The sequence below is a fragment of the Methylobacterium dankookense genome (genome assembly GCF_902141855.1).
Classification (GTDB): domain Bacteria; phylum Pseudomonadota; class Alphaproteobacteria; order Rhizobiales; family Beijerinckiaceae; genus Methylobacterium; species Methylobacterium dankookense.
In genome coordinates this window covers 175,321-188,755 of the sequence record NZ_CABFVH010000005.1, presented here as the reverse complement: position 1 = coordinate 188,755, position 13,435 = coordinate 175,321, and the positions used below count along the sequence as shown (strand labels likewise).

At 72.3% G+C, this 13,435-nt stretch carries 14 protein-coding genes; 8 read left to right on the top strand and 6 right to left on the bottom strand.

The features are described from left to right. Nucleotides 1-226 precede the first annotated feature (226 nt). Genes MTDSW087_RS06870 through nagA form a run of 3 tightly spaced genes read left to right on the top strand, consistent with a single transcriptional unit; the run spans nt 227 to nt 3,362 of the window. Nucleotides 227-1,114: an N-acetylmuramic acid 6-phosphate etherase gene (locus MTDSW087_RS06870; RefSeq protein WP_144761959.1), complete on the top strand. Its 888-nt coding sequence runs from the start codon at nt 227-229 to the stop codon at nt 1,112-1,114. A gap of 59 nt (nt 1,115-1,173) precedes the next feature. Beyond that, the gene (locus MTDSW087_RS06865) at nt 1,174-2,172 is read left to right on the top strand and encodes an SIS domain-containing protein (protein ID WP_186383757.1); all 999 of its coding nucleotides are present in this window, start codon (nt 1,174-1,176) and stop codon (nt 2,170-2,172) included. Beyond that, nucleotides 2,169-3,362, top strand: a complete 1,194-nt coding sequence (gene nagA, locus MTDSW087_RS06860) for an N-acetylglucosamine-6-phosphate deacetylase (protein ID WP_144761953.1) — start codon at nt 2,169-2,171, stop codon at nt 3,360-3,362. The genes MTDSW087_RS06865 and nagA overlap by 4 nt, the downstream gene beginning before the upstream one ends. Here the strand turns inward: nagA and MTDSW087_RS06855 are convergent. After that, nucleotides 3,344-4,345, bottom strand: coding sequence for a patatin-like phospholipase family protein (locus MTDSW087_RS06855; RefSeq protein WP_144761950.1), 1,002 nt, complete (start codon nt 4,343-4,345; stop codon nt 3,344-3,346). The two genes, nagA and MTDSW087_RS06855, sit on opposite strands and share 19 nt — an antisense overlap. Before the next feature lie 345 nt (nt 4,346-4,690). Between MTDSW087_RS06855 and MTDSW087_RS06850 the strand changes: the two genes are divergently transcribed. Next, a complete protein-coding gene (locus MTDSW087_RS06850) occupies nt 4,691-4,969 on the top strand; it encodes a hypothetical protein (protein WP_144761947.1) in 279 nt (92 codons plus the stop codon). 130 nt (nt 4,970-5,099) lie between these two features. Further along, the gene (locus MTDSW087_RS06845) at nt 5,100-5,369 is read left to right on the top strand and encodes a hypothetical protein (protein WP_144761944.1); all 270 of its coding nucleotides are present in this window, start codon (nt 5,100-5,102) and stop codon (nt 5,367-5,369) included. Between the two features lie 39 nt (nt 5,370-5,408). Here MTDSW087_RS06845 and MTDSW087_RS06840 read toward each other — a convergent pair whose 3' ends face one another. Beyond that, on the bottom strand, nt 5,409-6,005 hold the full coding sequence (locus MTDSW087_RS06840) for a hypothetical protein (RefSeq protein WP_144761941.1): 597 nt from the start codon (nt 6,003-6,005) through the stop codon (nt 5,409-5,411). Between the two features lie 430 nt (nt 6,006-6,435). Between MTDSW087_RS06840 and MTDSW087_RS06835 the strand changes: the two genes are divergently transcribed. Next, nucleotides 6,436-8,478: a YgiQ family radical SAM protein gene (locus tag MTDSW087_RS06835; RefSeq protein ID WP_144761938.1), complete on the top strand. Its 2,043-nt coding sequence runs from the start codon at nt 6,436-6,438 to the stop codon at nt 8,476-8,478. Nucleotides 8,479-8,585: 107 nt separating this feature from the next. Here MTDSW087_RS06835 and MTDSW087_RS06830 read toward each other — a convergent pair whose 3' ends face one another. The 3 genes from MTDSW087_RS06830 to MTDSW087_RS06820 all read right to left on the bottom strand — a co-directional run bounded on the left by MTDSW087_RS06830 (nt 8,586) and on the right by MTDSW087_RS06820 (nt 10,557). After that, a complete protein-coding gene (locus MTDSW087_RS06830; protein WP_144761935.1) occupies nt 8,586-9,368 on the bottom strand; it encodes a creatininase family protein in 783 nt (260 codons plus the stop codon). A gap of 107 nt (nt 9,369-9,475) precedes the next feature. Continuing rightward, entirely contained in the window at nt 9,476-10,012 is a 537-nt protein-coding gene (locus MTDSW087_RS06825) for a protein phosphatase CheZ (protein WP_244948374.1), read from the bottom strand. A gap of 161 nt (nt 10,013-10,173) precedes the next feature. Then, nucleotides 10,174-10,557 carry a response regulator gene (locus tag MTDSW087_RS06820; RefSeq protein ID WP_142582530.1) on the bottom strand — a complete coding sequence of 128 codons (384 nt, stop codon included), beginning with the start codon at nt 10,555-10,557 and terminating at the stop codon, nt 10,174-10,176. Nucleotides 10,558-10,888: 331 nt separating this feature from the next. Between MTDSW087_RS06820 and ribF the strand changes: the two genes are divergently transcribed. Further along, complete coding sequence (ribF, locus tag MTDSW087_RS06815; protein ID WP_144761931.1) at nt 10,889-11,881, top strand: riboflavin biosynthesis protein RibF; 993 nt, start codon at nt 10,889-10,891, stop codon at nt 11,879-11,881. Between the two features lie 178 nt (nt 11,882-12,059). Next, nucleotides 12,060-12,278 carry a DUF2093 domain-containing protein gene (locus tag MTDSW087_RS06810; protein WP_144761928.1) on the top strand — a complete coding sequence of 73 codons (219 nt, stop codon included), beginning with the start codon at nt 12,060-12,062 and terminating at the stop codon, nt 12,276-12,278. Nucleotides 12,279-12,329: 51 nt separating this feature from the next. Here MTDSW087_RS06810 and MTDSW087_RS06805 read toward each other — a convergent pair whose 3' ends face one another. Further along, the gene (locus MTDSW087_RS06805; RefSeq protein WP_144761925.1) at nt 12,330-13,355 is read right to left on the bottom strand and encodes an extracellular solute-binding protein; all 1,026 of its coding nucleotides are present in this window, start codon (nt 13,353-13,355) and stop codon (nt 12,330-12,332) included. Between the last annotated feature and the right edge of the window lie 80 nt (nt 13,356-13,435).

Genomic DNA, 13,435 nt, shown 5'->3' with positions numbered 1-13,435 from the left:
CTCCCGATGCGCAGCCGGCGACAGCCGCTGCGCGACGGAGGATATAGGCCGCGCCGCGGACGAAATCCCGGTCCGGGGTCCCGAAGGGACGAGGTCCTCGGGTGGGTTGTCAGGGCTCTGCCCTGGACCCGCGAAAGGGGTGACCCCTTTCGGATCCCGGACTTCCCGGAGCGTTCCACCGCCTTCGCCGTTTCTCTACACGGGAGCCTGCGGAGGACAGCCAGGGATGAGCACGGAGAGGGCCAGCCCCCGTTTCAGCGAGCTCGATGCCTGGGGCAGCGCCGACATCCTGCAGGCGCTCTGGGAGGGCCAGCTCGCGGCGGTCGCCGCCATCGGCCCGGCGCTGCCCGCCATCGCTGCGGCGGCGGAAGCCGCCGAGGCCGTCCTGCGCCGCGGCGGGCGCCTCCTCTATGTCGGAGCGGGCACCTCGGCACGGATCGGCGTGCAGGACGGGGCCGAGCTGCCGCCCACCTTCGACTGGCCGGAGGAGCGCCTCGGCTTCGCCGTCGCGGGCGGAGAGGGCGCGCTCGTCACGGCCGTCGAGGGCGCCGAGGACCGGACGGAGGATGCGGCGCTCTGGGTCGAGCGCGCGGAGATCCGGCCGGAGGATGTGGTGATCGGCCTCTCCGCGAGCGGGACCACGCCCTTCACCCTCGCCGCGCTCCGCGGCGCCCGCGCGCGGGGCGCCGTCACCGTCGGCATCGCCAACAACCCGGACACGCCGGTCCTGCGCGAGAGCGCCCATCCGATCCTGGTGGCGACCGGGCCCGAGGCGGTGGCCGGCTCGACCCGGCTGAAGGCGGGAACCGCGCAGAAGATCGTGCTCAACCTGCTCTCGACGCTGATCATGATCCGGCTGGGGCGGGTCTATCGCGGCCGCATGGTCGCGATGCGCGCCACCAACACCAAGCTGCGCCGCCGCGGCGTCACGATGGTGGCGCAGATCGCCGGCTGCGAGGCCGAGGCGGCGGCCGAGGCCCTCGCCGCCGCGGAGGGCGACATCCCGCGCGCGGTGCTCCTCGCCCTCGGCCTGCCCCGCGCGGAGGCCGACCGGCTGCTGGCGGGCAGCGGCGGAAACCTGCGCGCGGCGCTCGCCGCCGCCGGGCCGGCATGAGCGGGGCCCCGCCCGTGCCCGCCGCGTCCGAAAGCGTCTCCGAAAGCTCCGAAAGCTTCATGGCGCGCGAGATCGCCGAGATCCCCGAGGCCGCCGCCCCCCTCTGCGCCGCCTGGCCGGAGGCAGAGCGCGCCGCCGCGGCGCTGCGGGGCCGCGCCTTCCCCTTCGCGGTGGTCTGCGGCCGGGGCAGCTCGGGCCATGCCGGCGTCCATCTCCGCTACCTGATCGAGACCCGCCTCGGCCTGCCCGTCTCGGCTTCGGCCCCCTCCGTCGTCACCGGCTACGGCCGGCCGCCGCGGATGGAGGGCGCGCTCTTCGTCACCATCTCGCAATCCGGCCGCTCGCCGGACCTCGTCGCGGCGACGCGCGCCGCGCGAGAGGGCGGGGCGCTGACCCTCGCCCTCCTCAACGATGCCGCCTCGCCCGCGGCGCAGGCGGCCGATCTCGTCCTGCCGATCGGCGCCGGGCCGGAGCGCGCGGTGGCGGCGACGAAGACGGTGGTGAACTCCCTGGTCGCGGGCGCGGCGCTCGTCGCGCACTGGGCCGGCGACGGCGCGCTGGCCCGGGGCCTCGCCGCCCTGCCGCCCCGCCTCTCCGCCGCGCTCGCCCTCGACTGGGGCGCCTGGGCCGCCGACCTCGCGGACGCGCCGGCCGCCTTCGTCACCGGCCGCGGGCTCGGGCTCGGGCCGGTGCGCGAGATCGCGCTGAAGCTCGCCGAGACCCTGCGCCTGCCGGCCCTCGGCTACAGCGCCGCCGAGCTGCGCCACGGGCCGCGCGCCGCCATCGCGGCCGCCACGCCGGTCTTGGCGCTCCGCCAGGACGACCCGCTCGCGGAGGGGATCGACGCGCTCGTCGCCGACCTCCGGCAGGCGGCCTTGCGCGTGCATGCCTGCGGCGGCCCCGGCGGCAGCCTGCCCTGGCTCGCCCCCGGCCACCCGGCCTGCGACCCCATCGCCATGCTCGTGCCCGCCTACCGTGCCATCGAGCGCGAGGCCCGCCGCCGGGGGCTCGACCCCGACGCGCCCGTGGGCCTCACCAAGGTGACGGAGACCCTGTGAGCCCGCCCGAGAGCGTCATCGCCGCCGAGCGCCTGTTCGACGGCGAGCGCTTCCTCGCCGACCGCGCCGTCGTGATGCGCGGCGGCCTCATCGCCGACGTGACGGCGGAGCCGCCCCCCGGCCTGAAGCTGCTCCGCCTGCCGCCCGGCGCGATCCTCGCCCCCGGCTTCGTGGACGTGCAGGTCAATGGCGGCGGCGGCGTCCTCCTCAACGACGATCCGAGCCCGGCCGCGATCGCGCGGATCGGGGCAGCCCACCGCCTCGGCGGCACCACCTCGTTCCTGCCGACACTGATCAGCGACACGCGCCCGGTGATCCGGCAGGCGGTCGGAGCGGTGTCGGCCGCCATCGCGGCAGGCGTTCCGGGCGTCCTCGGCATCCATCTGGAGGGGCCCTTCCTCAGCCCGCAGCGGCCGGGCATCCACGATCCCGCCCGGCTGGCGCGGTTCGAGCCGGAGGACGTCGCGCTCCTCACCGGCCTCGGCGCGGCGGGCGTGACCCTCGTCACCCTCGCCCCCGAAATGGTGCCGCCGGGCAGCGTCGCGGCCCTCGTCGCCCGCGGCGCCCGTGTCTGCGCCGGCCACACGGCCGATCCGGGCCCGGCGATCCGCGCCGCCCTCGCCGAGGGGCTGGCCGGGTTCACGCACCTGTTCAACGCCATGTCGCAGATGAGCGCGCGCGAGCCCGGCGCGGTCGGCCTCGCCCTCACCGCGGCGGGCGCCTTCGCCGGCATCATCGCGGACGGCCACCATGTCGGGGACGAGGCGCTCGCCGTGGCCCTGCGCATGAAGGGGCCGGGCCGGCTGATGCTCGTCACCGACGCGATGCCGCCGGTGGGCGACCCGGAGGCGCGCGCGAGCTTCACCCTGTTCGGGCGCACCATCCACCGCACGGCCCATCCGAATGGCGACCGCCTCGCCAGCGCGGACGGGACGCTCGCCGGCTCGGCCCTCACCATGGCGGGCGCGGTCCGCCACATGGTTTCGCGCGGCGGCGCGAGCCTGGAGGAGGCCCTCGCCATGGCCGCCCCGACGCCGGCCCGCTTCCTCGGCCTCGACGGGGGGATCGGGCGCGCCGCGCCGGGCTATGCCGCCGACCTCGTCGCCCTCGATCCCGGCCTCGGCGTACTCGGCACCTGCATCGGCGGCGCGTGGCAGCCGGGCCCGGCCGCTCAGGCCCGCGCCTCATAGATGGCGAGCACCTCCCGGATCTCGGGCAGGAGCTTCTCCGTCGCGCGGCGGCCGAGCGCGATCGTCTCGGCCGCGCGGTGGAACTCGAACAGACCGATCTCGGCAAGCCGCGGCGAGATCATCAGGTCCGGCGGGTCGCCGGCGAGGCGCGAGCGGGCGATGCGGTCCTGGGCGATGTTGAAGGCGTCGGTCAAGATCGTCGCGGGCCGCGCCACGCGCATCACGGGCCGGGCGCGCGCCGGCTCCGGCAGGGCGCGCCGCGCCTGCAGCCGCGCCCACCAGCCCGCCGCGCTGGTGGCGGGGGCCTGCGGCGCACGCGCGCAGCCATGGGCGGGGATCACCGTGCCGCGGGTGCGCGGGTCGCCATTGAGGTTCACGCAGATGACGATGTCCGCACCGAGCGCGCGGGCCAAAGTCACTGGGATCGGGTTGACGAGGGCGCCGTCCATCAGCAGCCGCCCGCCCGAATTGAGCGGCTCCAGGATCCCGGGCAGCGCGTAGGAGGCGCGGATCGCGTCGACCAGGGAGCCTTGCGTCAGCCAGACCTCGTGCCCGGTCGCGATCTCGGTGGCGACGGCGGCGAAGCGCAGGGGCAGGTCGCCCACCGCATAGGCGCCGAGGTCGCGGTCGAGCAGCGCCCGCAGCCGCTCCCCGCCGATCAGGCCCGCCCCGCCGAGCTGGAAATCGAGCAGGCCGAGGATGCGCCGCCGCGTCAGGGCGCGGGCGAAGGCCTCGATCCGGTCGAGCTTGCCCGCCGCGTAGCAGCCGCCGACCACCGCGCCGACCGAGCAGCCGGCGATCACGTCGGGCTCGATCCCGGCCTCGGCGAGCGCCTGCAGCACGCCGATATGGGCCCAGCCCCGCGCCGCCCCGGAGCCCAGGGCGAGGCCGATCCGCAGGCCGCCGCGCCGCGCTGGGGCGGCAGGCGGCAGATCCGGCAGCGCCAGCCCCGCGGCGCCCATGCTCTGGCGTTCGTCGTCCATGGCTCGACCCGACTGCCTTCCCCCGGCGCAGCTTCGGCCGTTCCTGCTGCCGAAAGATGAATCGCACGGGGCGGCTGAACGGATCCTGTGGCCCGGCGCGCCTCGGGCCCGGCCCCGGTCGATGCACCGGAGAGAGGCGCGCCTGCAACACAAGTGAATTCTTTGCGTTGTCAGCTTTGGTAAGCCCGTCGCGTCCGGGTCTTCAGTGCTGAGAATCCGGAATGCGGTCGGTCCAAAACTTCGCCCGTCCGGGCCGAGGCGCGGCGTTGCAGCGGCGCTCCCGGCACGAGAAGGCCGACCCGCAGGACGGCGATCCCGCAACGACGTCCCATGGAGGTACGCCCGGTGTCATCGCAGACAGGTTCGACCGACACGCTCTCCCCGCAGATCGAGCGGGCCCTCGCCGAGTGCGCCACCGGCGCGCGGATCGCCGAATGGAAGGCGGACCGGTATCTCCAGCTCTCCCAGGGCGAGGCGGACGACACGGTCTACGAGGCGTGCCGCTCGATGAGCCGGTTCTACGGGGCGATGCACGAGTTCTTCATGGAGGAGCAGCGCGCGATCGACGCCCTGCTCGGCACCTGTCCCCCCTCCGATCCGCTCCGCCCCACCCGGCACGCCTGATCTCCGCACGAGGGGTGTGTGGCATGGGGGCGGTGCACCCTTTTCGAGTCCCGAACGTTGGCATGAGCGTGCCGCCGCAACGATTGCGGGCACACGGCCCGTGTTTCGAACTCGAACTCGGAGAACGCTCATGAAGCGCACACTCCTCATCGCGACCCTCGTCCTGTCTCCCGTCGCCCTGGCCGCATCGGCCCATGCGCAGGGCACCATCCGAGGCGCCGAGCGCGGGGCCGAGGATGGAAGCCGGGCGGCCGGACCCGTCGGCGGTGTCGTCGGCGGAGCCGTCGGTGCGGCCACCGGAACGGTCGGCGGCGTGCTCGGCGTCGATCCCGAGCCGCGCCGGGACCGGATCGAGCGGCGCGAGGAGCGCACGACCGTTCGCGAGCGCCGCGAGCGCTGAGACGGTCCCGCCCGGCTGCCCCGCGCAGCCGGGCCGACCCTACGGGTTGGCGGAGGCCGGGAGCTCCCACGCCTTCTTGATGTTGGTGACCGTCTTCGCGCCGAGCTTCAGGGGCGGGACGGAGCCGCTGCCATCGAGGGGCAGCGCCTTTCCGCCGACGACCCCGCCGGTCGCGATCACCAGCTTCCCGATGAAGACATCGTCCTGGCTATGGGCCGAGTTCGTCAGCCCGATGCAATGGACGAGCTCGTGGACGAGGATGTGGATGCGCACGGGCGGTCCGGCATCGACGCCGTTGATGCGCGGATTGGCCGGCACGCGCAGCTTCAACGAGCCGAGCCGCTCCCGATCGCCCGACCCGACGAGCGACAGGATCGAGTTGCCGTGAAGGCCCGAGCCCGGGAAGGTCTCGGCGACGATCGGGTTGCCCGCCTCGCTGTCCGTCTTCCGGAAGACGAGGGCGATGCTCTTGTCCTTGAGAAGCTGGTTGATGGCCGTGATCGCCTTGTCGAGGACCGTCCCCCAGACGCTCCCGGCGAAGCCCGGCCCGGGAAACACCGTCAGCTCGCCGGTCCGCCGAACCCGGTCAGGCCAGGGAATGATCTCCGGCTCCGGCTTGGTCTCTGGTTCGGCCATGAGGTCATCCTCGGCGAGGCCCCGGTGCGATCTTAGGACCTTTTCGAAGAGCCGCACAAGAACTCGGCCATGATTTCGGCCGTCGATGCTCGCGAATTGAGTGTCCGAGAGCATACCGGTCGCGAGGTTTGTGGAATACGAGAGACTTGCAGGATTCCGGCGTCATCCCTCTGCTGGGACACATCGTCGTGTACCCGGCCGGCCGCCGCTTCGGTGATCGCGCTTCGGGTCGGAAGCCACTCAGCTTGACCATGCACAGAATCGCTTTCGACCCTGCTCGGGTTCTCGGACGGTCTGCTTGCCGGCTCGTGCCCGAGCGCCGCCTCCGGCGCAGGCTGTAAGCGAGCCTCGGCCGCCTTGATGCAGGGGCGAGGGCCGCCCCCCTTGCCATTCGTTGAGCTCGCGGTCTTGGCGGCCTATGGATAGCCCCATGGAACTCCAAGATTCTGCCGAACGAGCCTTGGCTCCCCTGGCCTGCAAATCGCCGCCTGCCGGAAAGGCCGCGCCGTTCCTGCCGATGAGCCGCGCCGAGATGGCGGCGCTCGGGTGGGAGGCCTGCGACATCGTGCTGGTGACGGGTGACGCCTATGTGGATCACCCCAGCTTCGGCATGGCCATCATCGGCCGGCTGCTCGAGTCGCAGGGGTTCCGGGTCGGCATCATCGCGCAGCCCGACTGGCAGTCCGCGGAGCCGTTCAAGGCGCTCGGCAAGCCGAGGCTGTTCTTCGGCGTCACCGGCGGCAATCTCGATTCGATGGTGAACCGCTACACGGCCGACCGCCGGCTGCGTCATGACGACGCCTACACGGCCGGCGGCGAAGGCGGCCGGCGGCCGGACCGCTGCACCATCGTCTACACGCAGCGCTGCCGCGAGGCCTTCAAGGACGTGCCGATCGTGCTCGGCGGCATCGAGGCCTCGTTGCGCCGCATCGCGCATTACGATTACTGGTCCGACAAGGTGCGCCGCTCGATCCTGGCGGACGCGAAGGCGGATCTGCTGATCTACGGCAATGCCGAGCGCGCCGTGGTCGAGGTGGCGAATCGCATGGCCGCCGGCGAGACGCCGCGCGAGCTCGATTCCATCCGCGGCGTCGCCCTGTTCCGCCGCGTGCCCGAGAACTACACCGAGCTGCCCGCCGACGATCTCGATTCCGCCGACGAGGCCGCCTCCCGCCGCCCCGGCGAGACCGTGATCCGGCTCCCCGCCTACGATGAGGTCGTGGGCGACAAGGAAGCCTATGCCCGCGCCTCGCGCGTGCTGCACCGGGAGGCCAATCCCGGCAACGCGCGCCCGCTCGTCCAGCGCCACGGCGACCGCGACCTGTGGCTGAACCCGCCGCCGATCCCGCTCTCCAGCGACGAGATGGATGCGGTCTACGACCTGCCCTACGCCCGCGCGCCCCATCCGTCCTACGGCGACGCCAAGATCCCCGCCTGGGACATGATCAAGTTCTCGGTGACGATCATGCGCGGCTGCTTCGGCGGCTGCACCTTCTGCTCCATCACCGAGCACGAGGGCCGCGTCATCCAGAACCGGTCAGAGGGCTCGATCCTGCGCGAGATCGAGCGGATCCGCGACAAGACCCCGGGGTTCACGGGCGTGATCTCGGATGTCGGCGGCCCAACCGCGAACATGTACCGGATGGCCTGCAAGGACCCGAAGATCGAGGCGGCGTGCCGGCTGCCGTCCTGCGTCTTCCCGGACATCTGCCCGAACCTGAACACCTCGCATGACGACCTGATCCGGCTCTATCGCAAGGTCCGCGAGGTGAAGGGCGTCAAGAAGGTGATGGTCGCTTCCGGCGTGCGCTACGACCTCGCGGTCAGGAGCCCCGAATATGTCGAGGAGCTCGTGACCCACCATGTCGGCGGCCGCCTGAAGATCGCGCCCGAGCACACCGAGCGCGGCCCGCTCGACCTGATGATGAAGCCGGGCATCGGCACCTACGACCGCTTCAAGGAGATGTTCGAGGCGGCGGCAAAGAAGGCCGGCAAGAAATACTACCTGATCCCGTATTTCATCGCGGCGCATCCGGGCACGACCGACGAGGACATGATGAACCTCGCGCTGTGGCTCAAGAAGAACGACTATCGCGCCGACCAGGTGCAGACCTTCCTGCCCTCGCCGATGGCGACCGCCACGGCGATGTACCACACCGAGCTCAACCCGCTGCGCGGCGTGCGGCGCGGCGGCAGCGAGCAGGTCGATGCGATCAAGGGCCTGCGGCAGCGACGGCTGCACAAGGCGTTCCTGCGCTACCACGACCCCGAAAATTGGCCCGTGCTGCGCGAGGCGCTGAGGAAGATGGGCCGCGCGGATCTCATCGGGCCGAGGCCGGACCAGCTCGTACCGTTCTCGCAGCCGCCGGGAACAGGCTCGGGTGCGGGCAAGGCGGGAGGCCAGCAGCGACCCGTGCGCCACGCGGGCGGCGGGCAGCGTTTCACCACGAAGGGCGTGCCGCTGAGGAAGTGACGGTTTCGCGCGTCCGATAAGCGGATGGTCCGGTGGCGGCCACGCCGCAATGACGGATCACCACCCTCAACAGCCCGTCACCCGGTCGAGCCGACCGGTTTTAGACCCTAGCCATCGAGGCCGAAGCGGGCGACGTCCGCCAGGAGGGCGACGAAGGCCCGGGCGCCGTGGTCGAGGGCGGCCTGCCCGGCTTCCGCCGTACCGAGCCGCGCGTCGCCGAGGGCGCCGGCCGGGTTGAGGTCCTGCGCCTTCCAGGCGAAGGCGGCCGGACGGCCGGCGCTGAGATGGGTGAAGTCCGCGCGCATCCGCTGCGCCCGGGAGGGGAAGTCGGCGACGCGCTCGCGGCGCACGAGGTCGGGCCGGAGCGCCAGCATCAGGGCGGTCTCGATGCCGCCGGCATGGATGCCGTAGGCGACCTCGTCCGCCGGGAACAGGCCGTCCGGATAGCCGAACCGGGCCCAGGCGGTGGTCACCGCGACCATCCCGAACCGCCCGCGCAACTCCGCCGCCACGAGGTCGATCAGCGCGCTGTTGCCCCCGTGCGAGGAGACGATGACGAGGCGCCCGCAGCCGGCCCGGTGCACGCCGGCGCCGATCTCGGTCCAGGCGCGCAAAGCGGTCTCGGCGGTGAGGGTGAGGGTGCCGGGGAAGGCGTCGTGCTCGTCCGACTTGCCGATCGCCTGCACGGGCAGGATCAGCACGTCGAAATCGTCGGGGACCAGGGCGGCGGCGCGGGCGAGGTAGCCCTCGGCGATCACCGTGTCGGTGGCGAGCGGCAGGTGCGGCCCGTGCTGCTCGATCGCCGCGACCGGCAGAACCGCCACGGCCGAGGCCATGTCGCGGGCGCGGATCTCCGCGGTGGTCAGGTCGGACCAGTAGCGCGCCGGCATGCAGGGATCCGTGCGGTGGGCGCGGCTGAGCGCGCGAGCCCACCTCCTAGAGCCGTTGCCGTTCCGGTGTCCACTTCGGCTCAGGAACGCTCCCGCACGGGGGGCGCTCAGGCGAAGAGCGCGTCGATGTCGTCCTGAGCCGTGGCGGGGCCGTTCGGCTGCGGGCCGTTGAGGATCAGGCGCTCGGCCCGCTCCCGGCGCTCCGCCTCGGCAGGGTCGACGCCGCCCTCGTCGCGGGCGCGCACGGCACTGGCGAAGCGGGCGAGCCTGAGCTCGAAGTTGCGCAGCGCCTCGACCACCTTCCCGATGCGCTGGCCGGTGATGTCCTGGAAGGCGCAGGCCTCGAAGATCGTGTAGATCTGCGCCTCGACGTTGGCGCGGTATTCCGCGTCGTCGGGCAGCGCCAGCATCGCCTCGGCCGCCTCCATGATGGTGTTGGTGGCGCCCGCGGTCGCCTCGAGCACGTTGCCGAGCTCCTCGTGCGCCGTCGGGATGCGGTCGCGCGTCATCTCGTTGGCGCGCAGGGCCGCGATCTCGGTGCGCATGTGGCTGATGTAGTCGGCGATCTCCATCAGCTCGGCGATCATGGATTGGGGGCAGTGCCGGTCGGCTTTGGCCTCGGGCAGGGTGGCGGCGTATCCCATCGTCGTGTCCTCAAACCCCAAGCGTCCGGCCGGCATTCTCGACACGCGCGCCTGCTTCCGGCAGGCGCGCCACCGGCGCCGGTTCGGATCGTGTTCGGCTGGCCGGTCCGCCGGGGCCGCCCTCTCCCCGCGATCCGGCGCGGCTCCGTCGGTGACGCCGGTCAGGCGCCGCAGACGGCCTCGATCTTGGACTTCAGCGTCGCCGCGTTGAAGGGCTTGACGATGTAGTTGTTCACGCCGGCCTTCTTGGCGGCGATGACGTTCTCGGTCTTCGACTCGGCGGTGACCATGATGAACGGCGTCGTGCGCAGGCCCTCGTCGGCGCGGACGTGGCGCAGCAGCTCGTAGCCCGTCATCGGCTCCATGTTCCAGTCGGAGATGACGAGGCCGTACTTGCGGTTCTTCAGCTTGGCCAGCGCCGCGGTGCCGTCCGAGGCGTCGTCGACTTCCTCGAAGCCGAGCTGCTTGAGCAGGTTGCGGATGATGCGGACCATCGTCTGGTAGTCGTCGACGACGAGGATCGGCATGTTGAGGTCGAGGGCCATGGACGAAGGACTCCAGTGTGTTCCGATAAGGAGCGGCCGTGAGGAGCGGCCATCTCCCGCGCGATCCCATTGCGGTGAAGCGCCAATGCCCGATGGCGCCTCCTGTCCGCGAAAATAGGCTTGGTCGGATTGCGAACCGGTTAACCTGGGACGGGCGCCGCGAAACCTGCGCGGATCCGCATCCCGCCCATCGCGAACGGGCTCCGGCCATGCGCCTCTCGCGCCGCCGCGCGCTTGACCCTGCCCCCGGTTTTCGACAGGGTCCGCGCCGATTCCGGGGCGCTCGCTTCACGCGCCCGCCCTCCCGCACGAGCGATCCGCAAAGCGAACGATGGCGTCAGGCGACGAGACGGCCGGGCGGCCTTTCACGATCTGCCGCGCGGACGAGGCGCTGCCGCCGCGGCTCCGGGGCGGCATCGCGGCGATCGGCAATTTCGACGGCGTGCATCGCGGCCACCGCGTCCTCGCCGAGGCCGTGCGGCGCGAGGCGGGAGACCGGCCGGCCCTCGTCCTCACCTTCGAGCCGCATCCGCGCGCCTTCTTCGCGCCCGACCTGCCGATGTTCCGGCTCACCGGCCCGCGGGCGAAGGAGATCGTGTTCGGCCGCCTCGGCCGCGAGGGGCTGCTCGACGGGCTGATGGTGCGCCGCTTCGACGCCGCGCTCGCCGGCACGGGCGCGCGCGCCTTCGTGGAGGGGCTGCTCCGGTCGGATCTCGGCCTCTCAGGGGTAGTGATCGGCCACGACTTCCATTTCGGGCGGCGCCGGGAGGGGACGCCCGCGGTGCTGGCCGAGCTCTGCCGCGAGATGGGCCTGTCCTGCCGCATCGTGGAGCCGGTGACGCTCGCGGACGAAGCCGAGCCGATCTCCTCCTCGGGGATCCGGCGGGCGCTGGCCGGCGGCGCGGTGGGCCGCGCCAACGCGCTGCTCGGCTACCGCTGGTTCGTGCTGGGCCACGTCCGCCACGGCGACAAGCGCGGGCGCACCCTCGGCTACCCCACCGCGAACGTGGCGCTCGCCGATTGCGACCTCGCCCACGGCATCTACGCGGTGCGCGTGCGCCTGCCCGACGGCGCGATGCGGGACGGGGTGGCGAGCTACGGCCGCCGCCCGACCTTCGACGACGGCGCGCCGCTCCTCGAGGTCAACCTGTTCGATTTCGCGGGCGACCTCTACGGCCAGGAGATTGCCGTCGAGTTCGTCGCCCATATCCGCGGCGAGGAGCGCTTCGCGAGCGCCGAGGCCCTCGTCGCCCGGATGGACGTCGACGCGGCGGAATCCCGCCGCCTGCTCGCCGCCGACCGCACGCCCTCCATGCTGGACTAGAGCGCTCTCCGCCGAAGTGGATGCCGGTTCGGCGGGAGAGAGCGCGTCAAAACAAAGACTTAGAGCTGTTCTTGATTGCAACGCGATCGGGAGCGGCTCTGAGCGGAAGGGACCGGCCCCGCGCTTTCCTCCGCGCCGGAATGGTTTATGGAGGAGGGTGATCGAGCGAGGATGCGGGATGCTGGGCCGGTACGAGCGGGGGGCCAACGGCGAGGCGGTCGTCGAGTACGGCGACGGCACCATGCGGGTGATCAAGCCCGGCTCCTACGTGCGCTGCGCCGTGACCGGCGAGGCCATCCCCCTCGACGCGCTGCGCTACTGGAGCGCCGTGCGCCAGGAAGCCTACGCCTCTCCGGAAGCCGTGATGCAGCGCCTGAAGCAGACCGGGCGCCCCTGAACATACGGATCGTCGGCGGCGAGCCGGAGCGGGGCCCCGGCTCCCGGGCGGTCAGTTGTCGAAGCCGACCTTGTCCACGAGCAGGCTCGCCGCCTTGCGGTTGCGGGCGATCTCGGCGAGCGGCGTCGGGTCGATGGTGAGCGGGCCCATGGCGCTGAGCAGCGGGTCGATCGCGGCGCCGGCCTTGACCGGGTACTCGTAGTTCATCTGCGCGTAGAGCCCCTGGGCCTCGTCGGAGACGAGGTATTCGAGGAGCTTCACCGCCTCGTCGCGGTTGGGCGCGTGCTTGGCCACCACCGCGCCCGAGACGTTGACGTGGGTGCCGCCGCCCTCGAAGGCCGGCAGGACCACGGTGATGGCCTCGCCCCACTTCACCTGCTCGGGGCCGCCCTTGCCCGAGCGCATCAGGCCGACATAATAGGAATTGCCCAGGCCCAGCTCGCAGCTCTCGGCGAGGATGTCGCGGGCCACGTCGCGGTCGCCGCCGGCGGGCTTGCGGGCGAGGTTCGCCTTCACGCCCTTGAGCCAGGCCTCCGCCTTCTCCGGCCCGTGCTTGACGAGGTAATGGGCGATCAGCGCCGTGTTGTAGGGGTGCTGGCCCGCGCGCAGGCAGAGCTTGCCCTTCCATTTCGGGTCGGCCAGATCCTCGTAGGCGAGGGTCTTCAGGCTGGCGAGGTCGCGGGCGTCGGCATAGGCGACGCGGGCGCGGGTCGAGAGCGAGAACCAGCGGCCCTCCGGATCGCGCAAGGGGGCCGGCACCGCGCCCTCGAGCGCGGCGGACCTCACCGGCTGGGAGAGCCCGCGGTCGACCAGCTCGATCAGGTTGCCGATGTCCACCGTCATCAGCACGTCGGCCTTGGCGCGCTCGCCCTCCGCGGCCACGCGCTCGGCGAGCCCCTTCTCCACGAAGACCGTGTTGACCGTGACCCCGGTCCTGGCGGTGTAGGCGTCGAGGATCGGCCGGATCAGGCCGGGCTCGCGGGTGGTGTAGAGGTTCACCTCCGCCGCCTCGGCGGCTCCCGCGGCCAGCACCGCGAGGGCGGCGAGGGCGGCATGGTTCGCGTATCGACTCGGCATCGGTCTCTCCCCTTGGGCGGGGGAGCTAGAGCGGCCTCGGCTACGCGAAATCAAGCTCTAAGTTTTTGATTTGAAACAGT